At 37.7% G+C, this 23673-nt stretch carries 27 protein-coding genes; 9 read left to right on the top strand and 18 right to left on the bottom strand.

Annotated elements, in window-relative coordinates; all coding sequences use genetic code 11:
- Positions 1-5: 5 nt before the first annotated feature.
- From fabZ to CYP28_RS01225, 7 genes are all read right to left on the bottom strand, one after another.
- Complete coding sequence (gene fabZ, locus CYP28_RS01255) at positions 6-452, bottom strand: 3-hydroxyacyl-ACP dehydratase FabZ (RefSeq protein WP_021091063.1); 447 nt, start codon at positions 450-452, stop codon at positions 6-8.
- A gap of 150 nt (positions 453-602) precedes the next feature.
- The gene (locus CYP28_RS01250; protein WP_103592796.1) at positions 603-1676 is read right to left on the bottom strand and encodes an epoxyqueuosine reductase QueH; all 1074 of its coding nucleotides are present in this window, start codon (positions 1674-1676) and stop codon (positions 603-605) included.
- A gap of 28 nt (positions 1677-1704) precedes the next feature.
- Positions 1705-2454 (bottom strand): ATP-binding cassette domain-containing protein, encoded by a 750-nt coding sequence (locus tag CYP28_RS01245; RefSeq protein ID WP_103592795.1) that lies wholly within the window; start codon positions 2452-2454, stop codon positions 1705-1707.
- Entirely contained in the window at positions 2451-3131 is a 681-nt protein-coding gene (locus CYP28_RS01240; protein ID WP_103592794.1) for an ATP-binding cassette domain-containing protein, read from the bottom strand. Before CYP28_RS01240 ends, CYP28_RS01245 begins: the two co-directional genes overlap by 4 nt.
- On the bottom strand, positions 3128-3928 hold the full coding sequence (locus CYP28_RS01235) for an ABC transporter permease (protein ID WP_103592793.1): 801 nt from the start codon (positions 3926-3928) through the stop codon (positions 3128-3130). The genes CYP28_RS01240 and CYP28_RS01235 overlap by 4 nt, the downstream gene beginning before the upstream one ends.
- Entirely contained in the window at positions 3925-4863 is a 939-nt protein-coding gene (locus tag CYP28_RS01230; RefSeq protein ID WP_103592792.1) for an ABC transporter permease, read from the bottom strand. Before CYP28_RS01230 ends, CYP28_RS01235 begins: the two co-directional genes overlap by 4 nt.
- A gap of 12 nt (positions 4864-4875) precedes the next feature.
- Positions 4876-6408, bottom strand: a complete 1533-nt coding sequence (locus CYP28_RS01225) for an ABC transporter substrate-binding protein (protein ID WP_103592791.1) — start codon at positions 6406-6408, stop codon at positions 4876-4878.
- A gap of 172 nt (positions 6409-6580) precedes the next feature.
- On the opposite strand from CYP28_RS01225, the gene CYP28_RS01220 reads away from it, so the two are divergent.
- Positions 6581-9901, top strand: coding sequence for a DUF748 domain-containing protein (locus tag CYP28_RS01220; RefSeq protein ID WP_103592790.1), 3321 nt, complete (start codon positions 6581-6583; stop codon positions 9899-9901).
- Here CYP28_RS01220 and CYP28_RS01215 read toward each other — a convergent pair.
- On the bottom strand, positions 9898-10302 hold the full coding sequence (locus CYP28_RS01215) for a hypothetical protein (RefSeq protein WP_103592789.1): 405 nt from the start codon (positions 10300-10302) through the stop codon (positions 9898-9900). The two genes, CYP28_RS01220 and CYP28_RS01215, sit on opposite strands and share 4 nt — an antisense overlap.
- A 116-nt stretch (positions 10303-10418) precedes the next feature.
- Here CYP28_RS01215 and CYP28_RS01210 point away from each other — a divergent pair, with 116 nt between their 5' ends.
- The 8 genes from CYP28_RS01210 to CYP28_RS01175 all read left to right on the top strand — a co-directional run bounded on the left by CYP28_RS01210 (position 10419) and on the right by CYP28_RS01175 (position 15731).
- Positions 10419-10622 carry a tautomerase family protein gene (locus CYP28_RS01210; RefSeq protein ID WP_021090801.1) on the top strand — a complete coding sequence of 68 codons (204 nt, stop codon included), beginning with the start codon at positions 10419-10421 and terminating at the stop codon, positions 10620-10622.
- Positions 10619-11116, top strand: a complete 498-nt coding sequence (bcp, locus tag CYP28_RS01205; RefSeq protein WP_103592788.1) for a thioredoxin-dependent thiol peroxidase — start codon at positions 10619-10621, stop codon at positions 11114-11116. The genes CYP28_RS01210 and bcp overlap by 4 nt, the downstream gene beginning before the upstream one ends.
- Before the next feature lie 9 nt (positions 11117-11125).
- Positions 11126-11767: a thiol:disulfide interchange protein DsbA/DsbL gene (locus tag CYP28_RS01200; protein ID WP_103592787.1), complete on the top strand. Its 642-nt coding sequence runs from the start codon at positions 11126-11128 to the stop codon at positions 11765-11767.
- A gap of 105 nt (positions 11768-11872) precedes the next feature.
- Entirely contained in the window at positions 11873-12787 is a 915-nt protein-coding gene (locus CYP28_RS01195) for a branched-chain amino acid transaminase (RefSeq protein ID WP_054196075.1), read from the top strand.
- A gap of 17 nt (positions 12788-12804) precedes the next feature.
- A complete protein-coding gene (locus tag CYP28_RS01190) occupies positions 12805-13923 on the top strand; it encodes a prohibitin family protein (protein ID WP_103592786.1) in 1119 nt (372 codons plus the stop codon).
- Positions 13924-13925: 2 nt separating this feature from the next.
- Positions 13926-14660, top strand: a complete 735-nt coding sequence (hisIE, locus tag CYP28_RS01185) for a bifunctional phosphoribosyl-AMP cyclohydrolase/phosphoribosyl-ATP diphosphatase HisIE (protein ID WP_103592785.1) — start codon at positions 13926-13928, stop codon at positions 14658-14660.
- Complete coding sequence (locus CYP28_RS01180; RefSeq protein WP_084041608.1) at positions 14650-15180, top strand: DUF2393 family protein; 531 nt, start codon at positions 14650-14652, stop codon at positions 15178-15180. The genes hisIE and CYP28_RS01180 overlap by 11 nt, the downstream gene beginning before the upstream one ends.
- A complete protein-coding gene (locus CYP28_RS01175) occupies positions 15180-15731 on the top strand; it encodes a DUF2393 family protein (protein ID WP_103592870.1) in 552 nt (183 codons plus the stop codon). The genes CYP28_RS01180 and CYP28_RS01175 overlap by 1 nt, the downstream gene beginning before the upstream one ends.
- Before the next feature lie 120 nt (positions 15732-15851).
- Here the strand turns inward: CYP28_RS01175 and CYP28_RS01170 are convergent, their stop codons facing one another.
- The 10 genes from CYP28_RS01170 to CYP28_RS01125 form a co-directional block, all read right to left on the bottom strand.
- On the bottom strand, positions 15852-16514 hold the full coding sequence (locus CYP28_RS01170) for a hypothetical protein (protein ID WP_103592784.1): 663 nt from the start codon (positions 16512-16514) through the stop codon (positions 15852-15854).
- A complete protein-coding gene (purF, locus tag CYP28_RS01165) occupies positions 16511-17848 on the bottom strand; it encodes an amidophosphoribosyltransferase (RefSeq protein ID WP_103592783.1) in 1338 nt (445 codons plus the stop codon). Before purF ends, CYP28_RS01170 begins: the two co-directional genes overlap by 4 nt.
- Before the next feature lie 77 nt (positions 17849-17925).
- Positions 17926-18165, bottom strand: a complete 240-nt coding sequence (locus CYP28_RS01160) for a hypothetical protein (RefSeq protein ID WP_103592782.1) — start codon at positions 18163-18165, stop codon at positions 17926-17928.
- Complete coding sequence (gene dapB / locus CYP28_RS01155; RefSeq protein WP_103592781.1) at positions 18158-18928, bottom strand: 4-hydroxy-tetrahydrodipicolinate reductase; 771 nt, start codon at positions 18926-18928, stop codon at positions 18158-18160. Before dapB ends, CYP28_RS01160 begins: the two co-directional genes overlap by 8 nt.
- Positions 18929-19074: 146 nt before the next feature.
- Entirely contained in the window at positions 19075-20013 is a 939-nt protein-coding gene (locus tag CYP28_RS01150) for an NAD(P)/FAD-dependent oxidoreductase (RefSeq protein WP_103592780.1), read from the bottom strand.
- Between the two features lie 9 nt (positions 20014-20022).
- Positions 20023-20469: a hypothetical protein gene (locus CYP28_RS01145; RefSeq protein ID WP_103592779.1), complete on the bottom strand. Its 447-nt coding sequence runs from the start codon at positions 20467-20469 to the stop codon at positions 20023-20025.
- The gene (gene trxA, locus CYP28_RS01140) at positions 20469-20783 is read right to left on the bottom strand and encodes a thioredoxin (protein WP_012001054.1); all 315 of its coding nucleotides are present in this window, start codon (positions 20781-20783) and stop codon (positions 20469-20471) included. The genes CYP28_RS01145 and trxA overlap by 1 nt, the downstream gene beginning before the upstream one ends.
- A gap of 72 nt (positions 20784-20855) precedes the next feature.
- A complete protein-coding gene (locus CYP28_RS01135) occupies positions 20856-21197 on the bottom strand; it encodes a YraN family protein (RefSeq protein ID WP_103592778.1) in 342 nt (113 codons plus the stop codon).
- 1 nt (position 21198) lies between these two features.
- Positions 21199-22461, bottom strand: coding sequence for a homoserine dehydrogenase (locus CYP28_RS01130; RefSeq protein WP_103592777.1), 1263 nt, complete (start codon positions 22459-22461; stop codon positions 21199-21201).
- Positions 22458-23666 carry an LL-diaminopimelate aminotransferase gene (locus tag CYP28_RS01125; protein WP_103592776.1) on the bottom strand — a complete coding sequence of 403 codons (1209 nt, stop codon included), beginning with the start codon at positions 23664-23666 and terminating at the stop codon, positions 22458-22460. Before CYP28_RS01125 ends, CYP28_RS01130 begins: the two co-directional genes overlap by 4 nt.
- Positions 23667-23673: the final 7 nt, after the last annotated feature.

The raw sequence follows: 23673 nt of genomic DNA, 5'->3' as shown, positions 1-23673 counted from the left end.
AAAGCCTATTTATCGACTATCATCGCTTTTAGTTCAGCTTCAGCGCAAAGTGCGTCATCTACGTATGCCTTACCTTCAAGCACCCAGATGTTTCCCTTGTGCTTTAGCACATTTAGTCTATACTCTAGCCTATCTCCAGGGCGGACTGGATGGCGAAATTTTGCTCCGTCTATGCTCATAAAATAGACCACTTTATTCTCGATACCGGCTTGATGCTCGTCGCTCATACTCTTAAATGCTAGCACGCCACCAGCTTGCGCCATACCTTCGATTATCATTACGCCAGGATATATCGGGTGACCTGGGAAGTGTCCCTGAAATATCGGCTCGCCAATGGTTACATTTTTGTAAGCCACGATATTCTTAGCTGGCTCTAGCTCAACAACTCTATCTATAAGTAAAAATGGAAATCTATGTGGAAGAATTTTTTGAATTTCTACGACGTCTATCACGTTTTAGCCTTAGTAATGTAAATTTGTGGCGATTGTAACAAATTTATACTAAGAAAAAAATTATTAGCCTCTTTTAAAAATCTCTAAATTTCGCCTTATGTGGCAAAAATTTAATTCACTGCTTTAAGATAAATTTTATAAACCCACCTTTTAGTCTAAAACCAAAATTTCTTCGCTATCGTTATAAAAAACAGCCTTTACGTAAATTTCGTAGCTACCCTTTTTGACCTCGTCTAAGACGATGATAGGATTTTGCGAAAATTCTCCGCTTATATCACGGCGAAATTTTAGCTCCTTATCAAGCTCAAGCGGCCTTTTGCAAAGCTCATCTACGCTTTTAAATTTGCTATTTGTAAATTTATTAAAGCGCTCTATACTCATAAAAATTGCACACTCTTTTAGCTCATCGTCCATTTCGCAGGAATTTTCTACATTTAGCTTCAAATTTTCTCTTTTAAAGCCAGAGTAGAGCACAAAGTAGCTTGGTATCACAGCGTTTTGAAATTTCACACTAGCGCGTAAAAGCCTGTAGTTTAAAAATCGCCTTCTAAAAAGGTGAAATTTCTCACCTCTCGCCTCGCATTCGCGCACCTTTTTATAAAGCTCAAGCCTAGCTTCTATGCTTCCGTAAAGCGCCCTTGCGTGTAGCTCGCTCATTAGCTCACTTTGGGGTAAATTTTGCGAGTCGCGCTGTTTTTTTAGCGCAAAGACGCAGCCGCAGTAGTTTTGGTGATAGAGTTTGTCCTTTTTAGCGAGGATAAACTGCTCGCTTGTGCCACCATTTTTTCTATAATCAACCGCGACCGCCTCTAAATTTGAGCCAGCCACCGCCTCATCAAGCGCCTTTTTAAGCTGAGTAAAGTCCTTTTTTGGGCTCATCAAAAGTGTCGTCGTGATCTTACTAAGTCCTAGCTCTATCGCCTTTTTAGCGGAGTCTTTCATACGAAAATGAAAGCAGTATTCGCACCTTTTGCCCTTTTCTGGCTCATCTTCAAGCCCCTTTGTGCCGCCAAGCCACGCTTCGTAGTCGTATTCGCCGCATAAAAGCTTGATGCCTAGCTTCTCGCAGCTTCGCTTCACGTCCTCAAAACGCAGTAAAAATTCGCTATATGGATGTATGTTTGGATCGTAAAAATAGCCTACTATTCGTTCATTTGGATGATCTTTTCGTAGGCGCTGTAAAAAGTAGTGGCTATCGACCGAGCAGCAAATGTGAACTAGCAAAATTTAACCCTTTTTTGCTTGCATTATATCAAAGATTATTTTTATAAATTTTTGCAGCATCGAGGTATTTTTTAAGGACATTTTGGCTCGCAAGATCATCAAATTTACCAAAAGCCACCTGCTTGCCAGCCTCGATTATTAGCACCTTTTGTGCTATCTTCATCGCGCTTAAAATATCGTGCGTGATAAAAATAATGCTGATCTTTTCATCTAAGCTTAAAAGCAAATTTATGATCTTTTGCTTTGTCTCGTTATCAAGCCCGCTTGTTATCTCGTCACAGATTAAGATTTTTGGCTTTGAAAGAAGTGCTAGCAGTATCCCGACCCTTGTCGACTCACCGCCACTTAGCTGAGATGGGAATTTTTCTAAAATTTCATCTTTTAAATTTAAATTAGCTAAAAGCTCTTTAAGCTCATTCTCACTAAAGCTAAGCTTAAGATAAGACCTCACGTGAGCGATCGCGGTTTTTACTTTTAGCGCTGGATTTAGGGCTTGCTTTTGATTTTGCAAGATATATCTGATGTCCTTTTTGAGCTCATTTTTATCCGTGATCTCCTCATCGTTTATGTAAATTTTGCCCCCACTTTTTGGCTCACTAAATGATATGAGCTTTGCAAGCGTGCTTTTGCCACTGCCACTTTGGCCCAAAATGGCTAAATTTTCGCCATCATCAAGATCGTAATTTATCCCCTCTAAAAGGTGCAGTACTTCAGCCCTAGCATTAAAATGCTCCTTAAAGTTTAAACTTTTTGATACATTTTCAAGCCTAATTTTCACGCATTTTCCTTTAAATTTAGCTGCCCATCTCTCATCTGCCAAATCTCATCACTAAGATAGCTTGTCAGCGCCTCATCATGCGAGATAAAGATGACGCTCATCTTGCCTTTTAGGCTCTTTAAGATGCCAGCCACATGGCTAGCGCTAATGCTATCAAGCCCGCTTGTTATCTCGTCGCAGACTAAAATTTTTGGCCTCAGGCAAAGTGCAAGAGCGATCTGCACGCGGCTCGCCTCACCGCCACTTAGCTCGTATGAGTATTTGTGCCAGATGAGATTTGCATTATCTAGCCCAAACTCCCTAAAATAGCTAAATGCAAGCTCTTTATTTGATTTATTATCGCCGCCAAGATAGGCGTTGAAGTGATCGCCGACGTTTAAGAGCGGATGAAGGCTAGCAACGGAGTTTTGAAAAACAAGCGCAGCGACCTTTCTTCGGTGCTCTTTTAGCTCATTTTGACTAAGCTTTAAGATATCTTTTTTATAAATACTAAATTTATCCGCTCTCACTCTAAAATCATCATCAAAAAGCCTTATTAGGCTTTTTGCAAAGAGCGATTTACCACTGCCACTAGCGCCTGTGATACCTATAAATTTACCCTCACTCATGCCAAAATCAAGCTCACGCAAAAGCTTCTTATCCTTATAAAAAATATTTAAATTTTTAATCTCTATCATATTTTTATATTGCCATTTTTTGAATTTGATGTGATGATCGAGGTTGCAAGGATAAGTAAAAATAGCGTCATGCCAGGGAAAAGCACCATCCACCAAGAGCCAAGGAAAAGCGCTTCTTTGCTCTCATTTAGCATGATGCCAAGACTTATCTTGTTTGCGTCGCTACCCACGCCAAAAAAGCCAAGCGTGGCCTCCATAACGACAGCGTTTATCGCATTTATGCCAAAGATGCTAATTATTAGATGCTTTAAATTTGGCAAAATTTCAAAGCAAATCAGGCTAAATTTACCAGCTCCATTTATCACGGCTTGCTCGGCGTAGTCGCACTTTTTATTAAGTCTAAAATTTTGCATAAAAACTTTTGCGCCCTGCATAAACGAGCAAATGGCGATGATAAAAGAGGTTATAAGCAGATCTCCGCTACTAAATGAGCTAAAAAGCATGATAAAAACGATGTTTGGTATGCTCAAAAAGGCATCAAGCCCCTTGTCAAAAAGGCTCTCGCAAACTCTGCTCTTGCTCGTGCCAAAATATGCGTAGATGAGCGAAAAAAGCGTTGTTAAAAAGCCAGCTAAAAGCAAGATAAGAAGCGAGTTTTTAAGCGCATAGACCACTCTTATGAGATTGTCCCTGCCTAGGATGTCAGTGCCAAAGATGTGCTCGCTACTTGGGGCTAAATTTACCGCTATAAAGTCAGTGAAATTTGGCTCAAATTTAGAAAAAAACGGCGTCACAAAAGCAAATGTGACAAGCGACAAAAAGACAAAACAGGCTAGGAAAAATATGACTTTTCTCATAAATTTCTCTTATCTGTCAAGATAGCGAAAATTTTAGCCAGTAAATTTGCAAAAACAACAAAAACAGCCGTTAGCAAAATGGTCGCAAGTGCGACTGGATAATCTTTGGCGATCACTGCATCAAGGCTAAGTTTGCCTATGCCTGGAAATGAAAAAATGCTCTCAATGACGTATGAGCCTGCAAAAACGCCAGCCACAAGAGTGGCAAAATAATAGACTATATCGGTGCTTGCGTGCTTTATGGCAAAGAGATAAATTTTGCCCCGTCCCAAACCTCTAGCGTGAGCCGTCTGGATAAAGTCGGCGTTTAGGCTTTGATTTAGCCTGTCTCTTACAAATTTCACATTTGCGCCAAGGTGTGGCAAGATGATGGCAAGCGTTGGCAAGATGATAAATTTAGCCCCTACTCCGCTGGATCCTAGCTCGTTTGCCCCAGAGCTTGGCAGCAAATTTATATAGACACTAAATATCGCTATTAGCACAAGAGCGATGTAAAAATGCGGTAGTGATGCCAGCAAAAAGGAGCTAAAATTTATAAAGATGTCGGCAAATTTATTTTTATAAATGGCGCTTAAAAATCCTAAGAAGAAGGATAAAAAAACTATCAAAAAAAATGAGGCGAAAAATAAGATAAGCGAGTTTAAAAGCCTCTCTTTAATGAGCAAAAAAACACTTGCCCCACTTACAAAACTAGTGCCAAAATCCCCCGTCACAAAGTGAGCCAGCCATCTAAAATACTGCACAAAAAAGCCATCTTTTAGCCCCAAATTTTCTAAAATTTGCTCTTTTACAGCCACGCTCACCGCCTCACTTCGCAAAAACATCGCGTCAGTGACGTTTCCTGGCAAAAAATATATGAGCAAAAATAGAAAAAATGAGATGAAAAACAGCAATCCAAGGCTTGAGATCGCTGTTTTTAAAATGGCTCTAAACAAAGTTTTTATCCACTATTTTACTTGCCACTCTCTTATGTTCCATAAAAATCCAGCCCCATGGTGACCTAAAATTTGCGTTTTAATGCCTGAAATTTTGTTATTAAACACAAGTGGATAGTCAAGATAGGCTATAAAAATGTAAGGTGGGTTTTCATGAAGCGCTTTTAGAAATTCTTTATAGTACTTTTTCCTAAGCTCTACGTCCTTTGTGTATCTTGCATTTTTTAAGGCAAGATCGACGTTTGAGTCCTTGTAGTGGCTAAAGTTCCAGCCATTTTCATTTACGCTCACATCGGCAAATCCGCCAAAAATTCTATATGTGTGAAAGTCTGGATCAAATGGGCTTCCCCAGCCGATGATAAAGCTATCAACCTCGCTTATACTAAAGGCTGTTCTTGGCTTAGCGTAGGCTTTGGCTCTCACGCCAAATTTATTTAGCTCACTGCTTAAAATTTTAGCTAGATTGACCCTTAAAATGTCGTTATTAAAGGCGTAGATGTCAAAGCCAAGCTCCTTGCCATCCTTTTCAAAAAAGCCAGCCTTGTTTCTCTTAAAGCCGCTCTTTTCAAGTAGCTCTTTGGCCTTTTGCGGATCGTAGTTAAATTTAAACTCGCTGTCATTTGCAAAGCTTTTTTCTATCGGGTTGTTCGCTACGCTTGCATATCCGTGAAATAAGCTTTTAACGATCTCATCTTTATTAACCGCGTAGTTTAGGGCTATCCTTACATTTTTATCTTGAAAAAGAGGATCATTAAAGTTAAACATCAAAGCTCTATAATCCGCGCTTTTAAATTTAAGTAGGCTTAATTTTTTATCATCTTTTATGAAATTTACGCCGGTTGGAGAGATGAGCGCAACGTCTATCTCACCGCTTTTTAGGCCTACAAGTCTTAAATTTTCATCGCCGACGATCTTAAAAAATACCCTTTTTATCTTTGGCTCGCCCTTGTAAAATTTCTCATTTGCCACAAATTCCAAACTCTCATCTTTTTTCCATTTTACTAGCTTGTATGCACCAGTTCCCACTGGAGCGTTATTAAATTTATCAGTTGCGATATCTTTGCCCTTTAAAATGTGCTCAGGCAAAACGCCAAAGCTAAGTGCGTCAAGAAATGGCGGAAATGGTTCATTAAGCGTGATCTTAACTTTATAATCGCCTAAAATTTCAACGCTTTTTACGACTTCATAATTTGAGATAGCCGGCGCGTTTAGCTTCTTATCTTGAGCCGCTTCGATGGTAAATTTAACGTCCTTTGCGCTAAATTTCACCCCGTCATGCCAAAAAGCATCATCTCTTAGCTCAAAAACATACTCCAGCCCATCATCACTCACCTGCCAAGACTTGGCAAGCTCTGGCACGACGTTGCTATTTTCATCGTGGCTCGTAAGCCCCGAAAAAACGAGTGAAAGTGTAGGATCGTGATCCTCGTCATAGAGTGGATTTATACGAGGTGTTTGCTCCTCTATAGCGACTACAACGGCATTTTCATTTGCATGAGAAAAAATACCAAATAACAAAAAAAAGATAAGCAAAATTTTCTTCATCACAATCCCCTTTGGTTAAAAATATTTCTGCATAGTAATACGAATCGTATAAAAGTGTTATTAAGCTAAATGTAAATTTATGGTATAGAAGTTTTAAATTTCTAACTATCTTTTAACCTTTTTTGAAGTAAAATCTCTCCCTATTTTAGATAACAACAAGGCAAATTTTACAATGAATAAAAATAAAAAAACAGCACTTATTTCAGCCATCTGCGTAGTTTCATTTTTAGTTATTTATACTCTTCTTGGATTTTTTGGAGTACCTTATGGCATTAAACATATCGCTCCAAAATATCTAAAAGACTACAACGCAACACTTTTTGTAGCAGACGCTAAATTTAATCCATTTACCTTCGAGCTAAATGCAACAAATGCTGAGCTAAACACCACTTCACCACTTTTTAGTACAAAGCAAGTCGATGTCAAGCTAAAGCCATTTTCTATTTTTAAAAAATTAGTTGAAGTTGATATTTTTAGGCTTCAAGAGCCAAATGTCAAAATTTTACGAGATAAAAATTCAAAATTTAACTTTAGTAATTTTATAAACGATGATAACGCAACTACCGAAGATAACAGCACTAGCTCTGTAAATTTTGCCCTAAATAACGCAAAAATCATCAAAGGCTCATTTTTATATAGCGATCAAAATTTAACAAAGCCATTTAATGTAAATTTTGATGATATAAACTACGAGTTAAACTCGCTAAATACAAAAAAGAATAGTGCTGGCAATCATATCTTTGACTCAAACTCAAGCCTAGCTCACAAGATCGATCTAAATGGCGAAATCAAGCTAAATCCACTAAAAATCGAGGGCAATATCAGCATAAAGGATTTTAGCATCAAGCCAGTTGCGATAAGTTTTATAGATAACGATACACTAAACCTTAAAAATGCAGTTATAAATTTAGGCATCGACTACGATATAAACGCCGATGAAAACGCTACAAAGATAAATTTAAAGGATAGTTTTTTAAATATAAAATCACTAAATTTAAACGAGGGTGAAAATGAGGTAAGCCTTGGCGAGCTTGATCTACCAAATTTTGACCTAAATAGTAAGATAGCGGACAAGATAGATGCTAAATTAGAGTTAAATGCCATAAATTTAAGCGATGTGTCATTTAAAAATGCAATAACAGTAAGCTTAAAATCACTAAATTTAAACGATATTTCGCTTTTAGCAAATTTAAATGATAAAAGTGAGCTAAATGCGACAGCTGCAATAAATAGCATAAATGCAAACGCCCTAAAAATAGACGAAACTGGTAAAAATTTAGTAAATCTAAAAGATATAAATGCCTCAAATTTAAATGCAAATTTAGCAAATAACAAAACAGCCCTAACGCTTGAAAAAATAGCACTAAACGGCATAAACGCGCCACTTAGCAAAAGCGCAAGTGCAAATGTAGCAAGTGCTGGCGTGACAAATACAGATTTCACAATGGATGGCAACAAGAGTCTTGCGAGCCTTGATGAGCTAAACGTAAAAAATATAGGACTTAAAGCAAAAAATAAAGATATAGCAAGCGTCGCTGATATGGCGATAAAGAGCATAAGCTTTGATATTTTAAAAACGGCTCTAAATATCGCTAGTGTCGATGTTAATAAGCCTAAATTTACTTCAGAACTAAACGACAATGGTCTAAGTGCTGTAAATGAGCTAGGATTTGGCGAGCAGAGCGCAAAACCTGCAAAAGCTGCAAAACACACTAAAAAAGTAGAGAAAAAGGCTGAAAATAAAAGTGCTTCAAAAAGCAAAGAAAATGAGTTTAAATTTGATATAAAAAATATAAGTGTAAATAACGCTGACATCGCTTTGACGCATCTTTTTGAAGGCGAGAAAATCGCTCATAAATTTGATAATTTGTTTGTAAAAATAGCAAATTTAAGTAGCGATTTTAGTAAGCCATTTGACGCGAAAGTGGATATAAAAAGCTCGCAAAAGCTAAATTTGGACCTAACCTCAAAGATCAAACTTGAACCACTTGATATAACTGCTAAAATCAAACTTGAAGATAAAAATTTGCCAAAATATTTTGCCTACGCAAAGCCATTTTTAGAGGCAGATCTTTCAAGTGGAGAGATGAGTGTAAACGCCGAGCTTCACTATGCAAAAGATATAAAAGCAGATGCAAAACTTAGTGTAAAAGATATTAGATTAGATGATAAAAATAAAGAAAAGCTAATCGCGTTTAAAAGTTTAGATGTAGATAAAATTTCACTTTTTAAAGATAATCTTGAAATTACTGGAGTTGCTTTAAATTCACCATTTATCAAGGCTCATCTAAGCAAAGAGCGTGAATTTAATCTAAGCAAAATCGTAAAAGAAGATAAAAGCAAAGCCCAAAGTGAGCAAAAAACTGAGAGCAAAAAGGCAGCTATTAAAAAAGATGACGAGCTAAATTTTAGTATCAAAAATTTCTCACTTAACAACGGCGAGGTTGATTTTTCAGATGCGTCACTATTTATGCCATTTGCTACAAAAATTTCAAATCTAAATGGTAAGCTAACTGACATCGATAAAAAACGTCCAAGTTCGGGTGAGTTCAAAGGCACAGTTGGTAAAAATGGCTTTTCTCAGATTACAGCAAAATTATTTCCTTTTGAGCTAAAGCAAAATACCGATATTAAGCTTGATTTTAAAGACATCGATCTAATCGATATAACGCCATATAGCGGGCAATTTTTGGGTTATAAAATAAAAAAAGGTAAGTTAAATTTAAATCTAAATTATAGCGTTGTTGATTCAAAATTAAACGGCTCAAATCTTATAAATTTTGACACACTCACACTTGGAGAAAAGGTTGATTCAAAAGATGCTGTAAATTTACCACTTTCGCTTGCTATATCGATATTAAGCGATCAAAACAATCAAATAAATATCGACCTGCCAGTTGAGGGAAATTTAGACGATCCTGACTTTAAATATGGCGGTGTCATTTGGGCTGCTGTTAAAAAACTCTTTGCAGACATTACGTTAGCTCCGTTTAGATTTTTGGGTAATGCTCTAGGGCTTGGCGGCAAGGATCTTAGCTCTATTGATTTTCTTGCTGGAAGTAGCGAGCTAATAAGCTCAGAAGCACCAAAAATAGCTGATTTTATAAAATTAACTACTGCAAAGCCTATGATGAAACTTAGCATCACGCCTACTTACTCCGAAATAGACGTGCTCTACTTTAAAGAAAAAAAGCTTGATCAAAAGATAAATCAAATAATCGCCTCAAGTGGCAAAGATTATATTACCGTGCTAAATTCTCTCGTTCCAAACGCTAAAGACAAAAGCGATAAGGCCTTAAGAGAAGAGGCAACAAAAGCTATCGAAGTGGATAAAGAAAAGCTAGTTGAACTAGCAAATGAGCGTGCAAATGCGGTAAAAGAAGCGCTCATAAAGGCTGGGCTTGAGACTGGCCGCATAAATATAAACGATGCAAAAAGCTCAGAGCCTAAGCAAAACACCTACACAAGCGTGCTTATGGGAGTGGCGAACTAAATTTCATTTATCTCGCTGCTTCTTGCGTTGTAAACAAACCAACTAAGAAGCATGAGCATCATAAATGCGCCAAAGACTAGGCTTGCGTAAAAATATAAGCTAAAGCCTTCGCCTAGTAAATTTGCATTGTGAAGAGCGATCATAACGCCAGCAAGTGAAATTAAATATCCAATTAGCTTGATGATAAAAATTTTTGGATTTACAAGTATGAGTAAAAGCCCGCAAAGCATGACACTAAGGGCTATTTGTAAATTTAAAATGTTAGCTTGAGCACTTGAGCCAAATATCAAAAAACCAAGCAAAAATATGACTAAAACCATCAAAACAGCATAAACCGCTCTGTTTCGTCCAAAGCTATACATAAAGCAAACAAAGCCTTTGTTATGTTTGTTGTAGTCCATTTTTCGCTCCTATGTAACAAGTGTTTGTATTTTAATGCCAAATTCTTAAATAAAGGCTTTAATCTGAAATTTCACTCATTTTGGCTAATATTTTGCATCTTGAAAAAGGAGCAACAATGCCTTATGTTAATATCAAAATAGCAGGCCCAGAGCCGACAAAAGAGCAAAAAGATCAAGTCTTTAAAGAGGTGACTGAGACGCTTGTAAGAGTACTTGGCAAGAAAAAAGAGGCGGTGATGATTTTCATAGAAACTCACGATGCTAGCAACATCGGCGTAGGCGGCGAGAGCGTAGAAGATAAGAGAAAGGGGATAAAATGAGCGAATTTAGTAAAGCAGATATTGAACGAAAAATAACACTTGAAGTTGGCGATAAAGCGCCAGAGTTTGAAGCGCTAAATCAAGACGGCGTAAAGGTCGCACTAAAGGACTTTATAGGCAAAAATGTAGTGCTTTACTTCTACCCAAAGGACAACACTCCAGGCTGCACGACTGAGGCTTGCGAATTTAGCGCAAACTACGATCAGTTTATCAAAAACGATACCGTTATCATCGGCGTTAGCCCAGATAGCGTGAAGTCGCATGCAGGCTTTATCGCAAAGCAAAATTTAAAGCACATCCTCTTAAGCGATGAGGATAAAGAAATTTCAAAGCTTTATGGCGTTTGGCAGGTCAAGAAAAACTACGGCAAAGAGTATCTTGGCATCGTCAGAAGCACCTTTGTGATCGGCAAAGACGGCAAGATAGTTAAAATTTACAAAAGCGTAAAAGCCAAAGACCACGCCGCAAAAGTGCTAGCTGATCTAGTAAAATAAGGAGCAAAGATGAAGCTTATAAAAATGCTAATTTTAAGTGCGTTTTTTGCGCTAAATTTATCAGCACTGACTGAAGGTGTGGAGTATCAAACTCTAGCAAAACCGCTTAACGTGCCTAAAAACTCAGTCGTCAAGGTCTTTAGCTATGACTGCCCTCACTGCTATAAATTTGACCGAACGATTACAAGAAAGCTGATGTCAAAGCTTGACGGGGTTAAATTTATCCCATATCACCTAAGCACCAAAGGCAAGCTTGGCGAGACTACAAGTAAAATTTTCGCCGCTCTTATATCGATAGATGAGGCAAATGGGACTGATCTGCTAAGCGATGAGTCTAAATTTAAGCAAGCTAAATTTGCGATCTACAAAGCAAGACACGATGAAAAAGATGACTTTAATGACGGCAAAGATAAGCAAAGATTTATAGATCTAGCGCTAAATGCAGCTCACGTAAGCAAAGACGAGTATGAAAAAGCGCTAAGCTCAGAGCATGCAAAAGAGCTTTTAGACGCATGGTTCGCCTCTTATGATGTGGCAAGTATCAGCGGTGTGCCAGCTTTTGTAGTAAGCGGCAAATACTTAATAAATTTAAGTACAGCTTCATCAATCGATGAGATGGCAAAGATCATACAAGAGCTTTTAGATAAGTAGTTTTTAGCGGGCAATATCTGCAAATTTTGGTCTTAGAAATGTAAATTTAAAGCAATTTTAGATAAACTCAGACCAAAATTTCTAAGAAAAAAGAAAGGTTTAACAATGAATGCTTCAGAATTTATCTGGATGGATGGAAAATTAGTTAAATGGGACGATGCAAAAGTACACGTTCTAACTCACTCTTTGCACTACGCTAATGCCGTATTTGAAGGCACAAGAGCTTATAAAACAAAAAAAGGTCTAGCTATTTTTAGACTCCAAGATCACACAAAAAGACTTTTAAGATCAGCAAAAATGACTGTTTTAAACGTGCCTTACACCGAAGAAGAGCTTGAAAAAGCGCAAATAGAGCTTCTTCGCGCAAATAAATATAATGGCAATGTTTATATCCGCCCACTTATATTTTTAGGATACGGCGTAATGGGCGTAGCTCACACAAAAGCACCAGTGCAAACCGCTATCGCCTCATGGGAATGGGGTGCTTATCTTGGCGATGAAGGCCTAGAAAAAGGCATTAGAGTTAAAATTTCAAGCTTTGCGAAACTTGCACCTGCTGCTCAAATGAACAGAGCAAAAGCTAGCTCAAACTACCTAAGCTCACAAATGGCAAACTACGAGGCAAAAGAGGCTGGATACGACGAGGCGCTACTTCTTGATAGCGAGGGCTTTGTGGCTGAAGGTCCAGGAGAGTGTTTCTTTATCGTTGAAAATGGCGTTTTAATCACTCCACCAAACGACAATAGCCTACTTAGTATCACTCAAGATACAGTCATAAGACTTGCTCATGATCTTGACATCGAAGTAAGAAGAGAGCGTATCACAAGAGATCAGGCATATACAGCTGACGAGGCATTTTTCACAGGCACAGCAGCTGAAGTAACACCGATAAATAGCATAGATAACCGCATCATTGGTAATGGAGCCAGAGGCGAAGTGACAAAGAGACTACAAAAAGCTTATTTTGACGTAGTTTATGGACTCAATAAAAAATATGAATCATTTTTAACATATATTTAAAAATTTAAAGGAACGAAATGCCCGCTGATTTAAACGATTATTTCAATAAAAAAAAGCCAGGTAATGACAACAGAGGCTCTAGTCAAAATAGCGACAAAGAGCCGCCTTTCAAAAAGGACTTTAAAATGCCAAATCTACCAAGTGGTTTTGGTAAATTTGGAGCACTTGCCTACATTGTAATTGCAATTATTGCTATTTTTGCTATCACTCAGCCATTTAAAGTGATTCACTCAGGCGAAGTTGGTATTAAGTCTACAGCAGGTAAATATGAGCCAAATCCTTTACAACCAGGCTTTCACTTCTTTTTACCTTTTATCCAAGACATCATCATCGTGGACACCAGAGTTAGGATCATAAACTATACTTCTGGCGAGGATATGGGCGAATCAATGCAAAAATCATATCAAGGCGTTGGCGCTGGAATTTTACGTAAAAATTCTATTTCAGTGCTTGATGCTAGAAATTTACCAGTTAGCATTGATATTACTGTGCAATACCGTTTAAATCCAGAAAATGCCCCTCAAACTATTGCCTCTTGGGGTCTTAGCTGGGAGAGCAAGATAGTTGATCCTGTCGTTCGTGACGTAGTTCGCAGTATCGCTGGCAAATATACAGCAGAAGAGCTTCCAACAAAGAGAAACGATCTAGCAAGACAAATCGATGATGGCATAAGAAAAGACATCGACTCTCAGCCAAATAAGCCAGTTGAGCTTTTAACAGTCCAGCTTCGTGAAATCATCTTGCCTTCAAAGGTAAAAGAGCAAATCGAGCGCGTCCAAATCGCTAAACAAGAAGCTGAAAGAACAAAATACGAAGTAGAAAGGGCAAATCAAGAAGCCTTAAAACAAGCCGCACTTGCTGAAGGTACCGCTAAAGCTGCGATCATTGAAGCAAAAGGTAAGGCTGATGCCATTAAAATCGAGGCTGACGCAACCGCGTATGCAAATAAAGAGGTTGCAAAAAGCGTCGATCAAAATCTACTAAATTTAAAGCAGATCGAGACGCAAAACAAATTTAACGAGGCTCTAAAAGAAAACAAAGATGCTAAAATTTTCTTAACACCTGGCGGAGCTGTGCCAAATATCTGGCTAGACGCAAAAGATAAAGCAAGAGCTAGCTCAGTAAGCGAGAAATAAAAATGAATAGCGTAACAAAAAGTATAGACTGGCAAAAAGTTGGTGGATTACTTCCAGTAGTGGTTTGCGATCATGCCACAAATGAAGTTTTAATGCTTGCTTACATGAACGAAGAAGCATTAAATTTAAGTCTATCTAGCCGTTACGCTCACTATTTTTCACGCACTAAAAATAGAATTTGGAAAAAAGGCGAAGAAAGTGGCAACACTCAGGAGATAAAGGCTGCTTTTTTAGACTGCGACAACGATACTTTGCTTTTAAAGGTGATTCAAAACGGAGGCGCTTCTTGTCACACTGGAGCAAGGTCGTGCTTTTTTAATGAGATAAATTTGCATGACGGCAAAATTTTATATACAAAAGTTGAAGTCAAAAAAATAAATTATGGTGTGCTTGATGAGCTTTACCATGTGATAGAAGATAGAAAGCTAAATGCTAACCCTGAAACTTCATATGTGGCAAGTCTTTTTAAAAAAGGTGAAAATCAAATTTTAAAGAAAGTTGGCGAAGAGGCTGGCGAATTTATAATGGCCGCAAAGGATCTTAGTTTTGCAGAAAACTCAAAACAAAATGAGCAAAAAGCAAAAGATGATCTGATCTATGAAGCAGCCGATCTTTGCTTTCATGCACTTGTAGCACTTTCAGCCCATAATATTCATCCAGATGCTGTAAAAAACGAACTTGCAAGGCGTTTTGGTATGAGCGGCATTGAAGAGAAAAGATCGCGAGATGTTAAATAGCATTAAGCACAACTTGCTTTTTGTATTGCAAAATGCAAAGCTCATTGATTTTCTAACCTATGGCTGGATATTTTTAGCATTTATACTAATTGTGCTTTTAGGGATTTTTATAGCGATAAAGTCGTGGTGGCAGATAGGATTTTTATTTATTCTAGCTGGTTTTTTCGGACTTTTTGTAGGTAATTACTACGCGAACAAATATATAAATGAAAATTTAAGACCAGTTAGCATAAGCAAAATAACCACCAAACAGCTTCAATATGTCGATGCGCTAATGGTTGATTTTAATATTACAAATAATTCAAATAATGCACTTAGTATCTGTAAAATCGAGCTTGACTTCTATCTAAGCTCAAGACAAAATACGAAAGATTTTTTTAACTCACTTAATCCATTTGCTAGAAAAAGAATCATCTTAAACGAGGAATTTTTACCAAAGCAAAGCATTGAGGTTAAAGAATTTGTCAATGATTTCGCATTTATAGACTACAATATCTCTAAAAAAGTGGAGTGTTTTTGATGAGCTCAGCATATTTTACGATCGTTCATATTATCGTTCTTTTTGCGATTGCTCTGCTTTCCATTTTATTTCTTGTTCTCTCACTTAGGGCTGAGCGAAAGTTATTTTTATCACTATTTTTTACAAACATTCTAGTCTCAACCACACTTGCTGTTTTTTTAATGCTAGTGCTTGATAAATATACAAAAAAAGGTATGCTCGAAAATGTAAAAAGTGAGCGAATTTTGCGAAACGAGAGTATTGTTTTTAAGGGGCAAGTGAGAAATATTGGTAAATTTACAATTAGCAACTGCACACTGACAGTCAAACTAATCAATCAACCGCTAAATAAAAATGACCTTGGCGGTGAAGCATTTTTTAAGCCAAGTGGGCTTTCATTTTTCTCATGGGTTCTTGGCACAGATAAGGATGAGAGGCCAAATACAGTTGAATATAAATTTGATGTAGCCAGAAATTTACCAAAGCAAAAAAGTACACCATTTACCGTATATATGCCATATCCGCCTTACTTTAAAAACGGCATGAATATCACAAAACTAAATTGCTACTAATCAAATCTAAAGCAAATTTTTACAAATTTCATAGGATAAAACGCTAAGTCTTAGTTTGATTTTAGAGTAAATTTTATCTTTTTAGCATCTGCAATAAACACGAATTTTTAACTTAAAGATTTAAAAAGTACAAAGTATATCAAGTAGCCTACCCAATTTTTGTAGGTCATTTAAAAAGAGTTGCTTTGTTTTTTGTGTAAATTCTTTTGCTTCTTCAAGGATTTTAGTCTCGGCTATATTGTAAGCAAACTCTTTTTTTAGGATCTTTGCACCTTTTTTATAAAAGAAATTTGCCTCTATTAAGCTTGCAAAAAAACTATCATCTCTTAAATAGTAGTTTGTTGCTACATTTACATACACCGGTTTTTGCAACAAAAAATCGCCACAAACACTATTTTGTGATCTAAATTTAACACTCTCAAGCACGTCAGGTCTTATCTCATAAAATTTTATATCATTAGCTTTTTTTAAAGCCAGAATATCACTTGATTTATTTAAATTTATAGAGTTGTTATTTACTTCAAGTACGTTTATAGTACCCTTTGCAAGCGAATAAGCATTTAAAATTTTATCTTCTGCTAAAAAATTTACTACACCAAAAAATGGCACACTAGCATTTTGTTCTGCGAAATTTTGAACGGTTTTTATTTGTAGCTGCTGTTTTGTGCCATTTATCTCATAGTAGCTTACGTAAATAGAAATTTCATCTTTTTTGCTTGGACTCTTTTGTGAGCAACCACTAAAAAATATTGCAACAAGCAAAAAAATAGTTAAATTTTTCACTTTATGAAATAGTCACCATCAAAGCTTACAAGCGAATATTTTCGCTCATTGCCGATACTTTCTTTAAGTTCGTCTATACTTAAAAATTCTAAGCTATCTGCACCGATATATTCTCTTACTTCCTCTACATTTTTTTTAGAGCTTATTAACTCTTCAAAGCTTGGCGTATCGATACCGTATCGCTCAGGGTATTTAAGCTCAGGGCATGCGACTCTAAAATGAATCTCTTTGGCGCCCGCATGTCTTAAAAGATCAACCACCTTTTTTGAAGTGGTACCGCGAACGATACTATCGTCGATAACAACGATACTTTTACCTTTTAGAACCGATGACATCGGGTTAAGTTTTAGCTTGACTTTTAAATTCCTCATCTCTTGGCTTGGCTCGATGAAGGTTCTACCCACATAGTGGTTTCTAGTGATAGCTAGCTCAAATGGGATTTTGCTCTCATTTGCGTACCCAAGCGCTGCTGGTACTCCGCTATCTGGTACAGGTACGACAAAATCTGCTTTAATTTTGCTCTTTTTAGCTAGTACTTCACCCATTTTTTTTCTAACCTCATAGACGCTTTTACCTTCTATCACACTATCTGGACGTGCAAAATAGATATATTCAAAGGCGCAAATTCTAGGATCTGGCTCATAAATTTGAATACTTTGAAACTCACTTTTTCCATGTTCAAAAACTATCATCTCACCAGGCCTAATATCTCTTATAAAGCTAGCCCCCACAAGATCAAAAGCGCAAGTCTCGCTAGCTACTATATATCCACCATCTTTTAGCCTGCCAAGACTTAGCGGCCTAACACCCCAGCGATCTCTTATGGCAAAGGTTTTATGGCGTGACTGGATAAGCAGACAATAAGCACCTTTTATCTTGTCAAGCGCCGCGATAATACGGTCCTGCAAGTGTTCGCTATGGTTTCTTGCGATTAGATGAATGATATTTTCAGTATCCATATTTGTCTGAAATATCGCACCGTCTTTAATAAGCTCATCTCTAACCTCATCTTTATTTACTAAATTTCCATTATGGACTATCGAAATTTGTCCCAAAGAGTAGTTAGCGGCTATTGGCTGGGCATCACGACCCGAGTTTTTACCAGCCGTTGCATAGCGGTTGTGACCGATCGCCATATCGCCTTTTAGTGATCTTAAAATTTCTTCATTAAAGACCTCTGTAACTAGGCCATTACCCTTGTGAGTAGAAATTTCTCCATCATCACAAACGCTAATACCACTTGCCTCTTGGCCGCGATGCTGCATAGAAAATAACGCATAATACGCAGTTTTTGCTGCATCTTTAGAATTTATAATACCAACTATTGCACACATTTTTTTCCTTTAGTTTTCATTATCTTTGTAAATTTCAAGAACATTTTTGTAGTTAAACTTGATCTCATCGCCAGCATTTAAACAGACTTTTGAAATAGTTCATTGTCTAAAATGCCGGTAAATTCACCGTTATTTGTCTCGCTAACAACCACCCACATGCGCTCAACCTGAGCAAACTCATCATCTTCAAATCTAAATATAAGCTTTACTATATCGCCAGCTCTTAAATTTTGACGCTTTTCACACTCCAGCAGGTAGAATTTATCACCAAATTCTAGCTTGTAGCTCTCTACATCATCAAGCTCAAATTTAATCATCAAGCCCTAAACTATCGTCTATCGAGTATAGACCACTACTTTGATCTTTTAGCCAAATAGCAGCCCTGATCGCACCTTTTGAAAAGGTTACCCTACTTGTTGCGGTGTGATTTAGCTCAATAAACTCGCCGTCATTATAAAAGCCAACTGTGTGGCGACCGACCACATCTCCACCACGAAGTGCCATAACTGCGATCTCGTCCTTGCTTCTTTCGCCCACCATGCCAGCTCTACCAGTGACTAAAACATCTTTTAAATTTAGATCCCTAGCCTCAGCCACGCAACCAGCTAAGGTCATTGCTGTGCCGCTTGGAGCGTCCTTTTTGTGCCTGTGGTGTTGCTCTACGATCTCTATGTCAAATTCTCTTAATGTTTTTGAAGCAATCCTTGCAAGGCGGTTTAGAACAGCCACACCAAGACTCATATTTGTTGCATAAAGAATAGGCATAGCCCCTGATGCCAGGTGGAGCAAATTTTTCTCGTCATCATCTAAGCCGGTTGTACCGATAACTAGTGGTTTTGGATTAGTTCTAGCGTAGTTTAGCAGTGCTACCGTAGCCTCTTTTTGACTAAAGTCGATTATTACATCACACGCTTCAAAAAATTTAGCAAAGTCATTTGTCAAAAGATCACTACTTAAATTTTCAACTTGATTTTTTTGGCTAAAAGCGATGCTTAAAGTGGCATCTTTTTCATCTTTTAAACAAGAAATGATACTTTGAGCCATCTTTCCACTAGCACCATAAAGGCCTATTTTTACCAAAATTTATCCTTTGATTTTTAGTTGAAATTTAACATAAAATTTATTATAGATAGATTACAAATAGGCTTTAAAAATGCGTATAAAATCAAAAATTTAATAGAAAAAAAGAAGAAAAATTTAGCCAAAAAATTGGCTAAATTTGAGTATTAATGCAAGCTTTCTATATAACTCATAGCGCTTAGTGCAGCTACCGCGCCATCACCTGCAGCTACGATGACTTGCTTTGGAGCGTCCTCTCTGATGTCACCTGCTACAAATAGCCCTTTTAGGCTAGTTTGCATCTTAAGATTTGTCTTAACCTGTCCACCATCAACCATCTCGCAGATAAATTTGCCATTTTCATCTTTTAAAATTTCATTATTTACATTTAGTCCGACAAAGGTAAAAATTCCTGGCACATCAAGCACGCGCTCACCATTTTTGGTATCAAGCACGATCTTTGTTAGGCCCATTTTATCGCCAAGTGCCTCTTTTATCGTCGCACTTGTTATGAACTCGATCTTCTCATTTTTTCTAGCTTTTTCAACGGTCGTAGGTGCTGCTCTAAACTCGTCACGTCTATGGATTAGATAGACTTTTGAGCAGATATTTGCTAGATAAAGTGCCTCTTCAACAGCTGTGTCGCCACCGCCAAGAACGGCTACCTCTTTGTTTTTGTAAAAGAAGCCATCGCATGTTGCGCATGTGCTAACACCTTTGCCAAAGAACTCGTCTTCGCCTTTAAAGCCAGCGCGTCTTGGGGTTGAGCCAGTCGCTACAATGACAGCCTTTGCCTGCTCGCTCTTGCCACCTTCAAGTAAAATTTCAAAGCTGCCGTCGCTATTTTTTCTAATACCAACGACGTTTGCCCACTTATGAACTAGTCTGAATGCACTGCACTGCTTCCACCAAGTGCTCATAAAGTCAAAGCCGCTCTCGCCAGGGGCTTTTTGGCCTGGGTAGTTCTCTATCTCTGAGCTAGAGGTGATCTGACCGCCAGGCTCGCCTTTTTCAAACATTACAACATTTTTTAGTCCGCCTCTAGTGGCGTAAAGTCCAGCGCTTAGTCCTGCTGGACCGCCTCCGATGATCGCTAAATCAAGCATAAATTTCCTTTATTCTAAAACTTTTATGGACGAATTTTGTTTGTAAATTTCGCCTTTTTGATGAACTATCTCAACACTACTTGGAAGCTTTGTGATGCTTAAATTTCGCATCAGCTCCAAGACCGTATTAATATCCGAGCTTATATATTTTAGTGTTGAGTTTGACTCATATCTTTTTTGAAAGATATCGATTGCCACAACTGTTTCATTTTTGATTGGTAAAATTTCATCTAATTTTGATTGATTTGAGCTGAAGATTAAAAGCGTGTATTTTGGCTCTTTTGGAGTGAAAATTTCGCTTTTTTCGTAAAAAACTAGCTTCGCAAAATCAACAAATTTATATTGTGAAAAACGATAGTTGCTATACGCAAATGCAGCTGCTATCATAGCTGCACCAAAAAATGAACCAAATATATATGTAAGAGGAAGTAGGCTTCCTCTTCTTTTTTCGCCCATTAAAGAAGCGAATTTAGTTTATCAGTTAAGGCTTGTTTTGACTGCGCACCGACCATTTGCTCAACTAGCTCGCCATTTTTGAAAAATAGCAATGTTGGGATCGATCTGATGCCAAACTCAACTGCAAGATCTTGTACTTCATCAGTGTTTACCTTGCAAATTTTTGCTTTGCCGTCAAAGTCTTCAGCAAGCTCTTCGATCACTGGAGCTAGCATACGGCAAGGTCCGCACCATGGAGCCCAAAAGTCTACTAAAGCAACGCCTTCTTTTGTAACATCAAAATTTTCTTTTGTAAGTTCGATGTATTTTCCCATTTTTTCTCCTTGTTTTTAAGATGTGGCAATTATACAAATTAAATTTAAATTTTATCTAAATAATAAATTTTATTATAAACTAATATTTTCTATTAGTTCTAAATTTTCATTTTTTATAACTAGTAAATCGACTTGAAAATCTCTATTTGGCTTATTTTTCATCATATAAAAATTTATAGTTTTTAAGATTTTTATATATTTTGCATTACTTAGTCTATACTCTGCTTCATATTCTCCGCTAGTTGCTTTTACCTCTATAAAGTGTAAAATTTTATCACTACTTAGTGCAATAATGTCGATCTCGCCAAATTTAGAGTGAAAATTTCTCTCTAAAATGACAAAACCAAGTTTTTGTAAAAATTCGCATGCCCTATCTTCTGAACTTTTGCCAAAGAGATACTCTTTTAGTCCCAAGCTACTCCTCGATCCTCATCATAAATGGCTCTTCTTTTATATACTCTTGCTCTTTTAAAATTTCAATTGTCCTTCTTACATCAGCCTCAAGACTCGTATGTGTCGTAAAAAACAATACCGCAAATTCACTCTCATCTTTTGGTTTTTGAAGTATGCTATCGATCGATAAATTATTTTCGCTCATTAAATTTGTAATCTTTGCTAGCACACCCATTTTATCTTCGACTTTTAACCTAAAGTAGTACTTCGTCTTTATCCTATCGCGGTCAAGTAGCTCAAGCGTATTTAATTCAAAAGGTGCTTTGTATCCTAGCATTGGCGATTTGCTATCTCTTGCGATGTCGATGAGATCACTGATCACCGCGCTTGCCGTTGCATCGCCACCAGCTCCAGGCCCATAGTACATCGTCTCGCCAACGACCTCGCCAACGACACTGATCGCATTTGTTACGCCACTTGCCTTTGCTATCATTTTATTTTGCGGCACAAGTGCTGGATGCACACGTAGTTCGATTTTACCCTCGCTTTTTTTGGCAATTGCTAGAAGTTTTATTGAGTATTCAAAATCTTTTGCGAAAAATATATCTTCTGGTGTTATACCTTGTATCCCTTCGATCAAAATATCCTCTGGATCACCGTGTACACCGTATGCAATGCTTGCTAGGATAAGCAACTTATGAGCCGTATCAAAGCCACCCACATCAAAAGTAGGATCAGCCTCAGCATATCCAAGCTCTTGAGCCTTTTTAAGAGCGTCTTTAAAATTTGATCCCTCATCCATCATCGAGGTTAGGATAAAGTTACTAGTTCCGTTAAGTATGCCATTTATACTAACGATATGGTTTGCGCTTAAGCCTTCCCTTAAGGCTCTAATGATCGGTATGCCACCAGCCACGCTTGCTTCAAAGCCAAATGGCGTGTTTTTGGCTAAATTTTGCAAAGCATATCTATGATAGGCCAGAAGTGCTTTGTTTGCAGTGACTACTGCTTTTTTTCGCTTTAAAATTTCACTCACAACCCTAAAAGGCTCTTCCACACCACCCATAAGCTCGACAAAAACATCGATATCATCGCGGTTTATAACGCTATTTATATCGTCAGTCAAAGGGATGCCCGCGTCTCTTTTTTTGTTTAAATTTCTAACCACACCGATGACTGGTACGATCTCTTCGCCACTTCTTGCTGCGATTAGCTTTTTATTTTTTAGTAAAATTTTAATAACTGACTCGCCAACCGTTCCAACGCCTAATATCGCTACATTCATTCAAATTCTTTCAAATATTTTTTTATATTTCTTGCTGCTTGTCTTATCCTGTTTTCATTTTCGATAAGAGCTAGACGCACATAGTCGTTTCCGCCCTCGCCAAAACCAATACCAGGGCTAACTGCAACTGACGCCTTTGTAAGAAGCTGCTTTGAAAACTCAAGGCTGCCCAGATGGCTAACCTTTGGTGGAAGTTTCGCCCAGATAAACATACTAGAGCTTGGTTTTTTAAGCTCCCAACCAGCCTGAGCAAAGGCCTCTATCATCACATCTCTTCTTTTTTCATAAATTTGGCGTATCTCTTCAACGTAGCTTTGATCACCATCAAGTGCAACAGTAGCAGCCACCTGGATCGGCGTAAACATGCCGTAATCAACCCATGATTTTATCTTTTTAAGTGCTGCGCAAAGTCTTTTATTTCCGCACATAAACCCAACTCTCCAGCCAGCCATGTTGTAGCTTTTTGAAAGTGTATAACACTCGACTGCAACGTCTTTTGCACCATCAACCTCAAAGATACTTGGCGTTTTGTAGCCATCAAATGTAAGATCCGCGTAGGCGATGTCAGATATGACGTAAAATCTCTCTTGTTTTGCAATGCTTACAAGACGCTCGTAAAAGCTCTTTTGCACTGTCACGGTCGTTGGATTGTGAGGGAAATTTACGACTACGTATTTTGGTTTTGGCGAACTTGCGTGTATGGTTTGGATCAAATTTTCAAAAAATTTATTCTCATCTAGCTCAAATTTATCGTTGTAATGAAGTGGCATTTTGGCTACACTTCCACCAGCAAATAAAAATGCCTGTGTATGTATCGGATATGCAGGATCAGGCACGATAGCCACATCGCCTGGATTTATCACAGCTTGAGCTAAGTGAACAAAACCCTCTTTGCTACCCATCGTGGCGACTGCTTCGGTATCTGGGTCTAAATTTACGCCGTATTTTCTTTTGTACCAGTTGCAAATGGCAAGGCGGAGCTTGTAAATTCCAGCACTGGCTGAGTAGCCGTGAGTCTTGTCCTTTTGCGCGCTTTCGCATAGTTTATCGACGATGTGCTGTGGTGTTCTGCCCTCAGGATTACCCATAGAAAAGTCGATGATGTCCTCGCCAGCTCTTCGTGCAGCCATTTTTATTGCATTTACTTCGGCAAAAACGTAGTTTGGCAAACGCTCAATTGTATTAAATCTTATCTCATCAAACACTGCTTGC

The sequence above is a fragment of the Campylobacter concisus genome, from assembly GCF_002914195.1.
Lineage (GTDB): Bacteria > Campylobacterota > Campylobacteria > Campylobacterales > Campylobacteraceae > Campylobacter_A > Campylobacter_A concisus_M.
The sequence above is the reverse complement of the archived record's forward strand: the minus strand, read 5'-3'. Positions and strand labels throughout refer to the sequence as shown.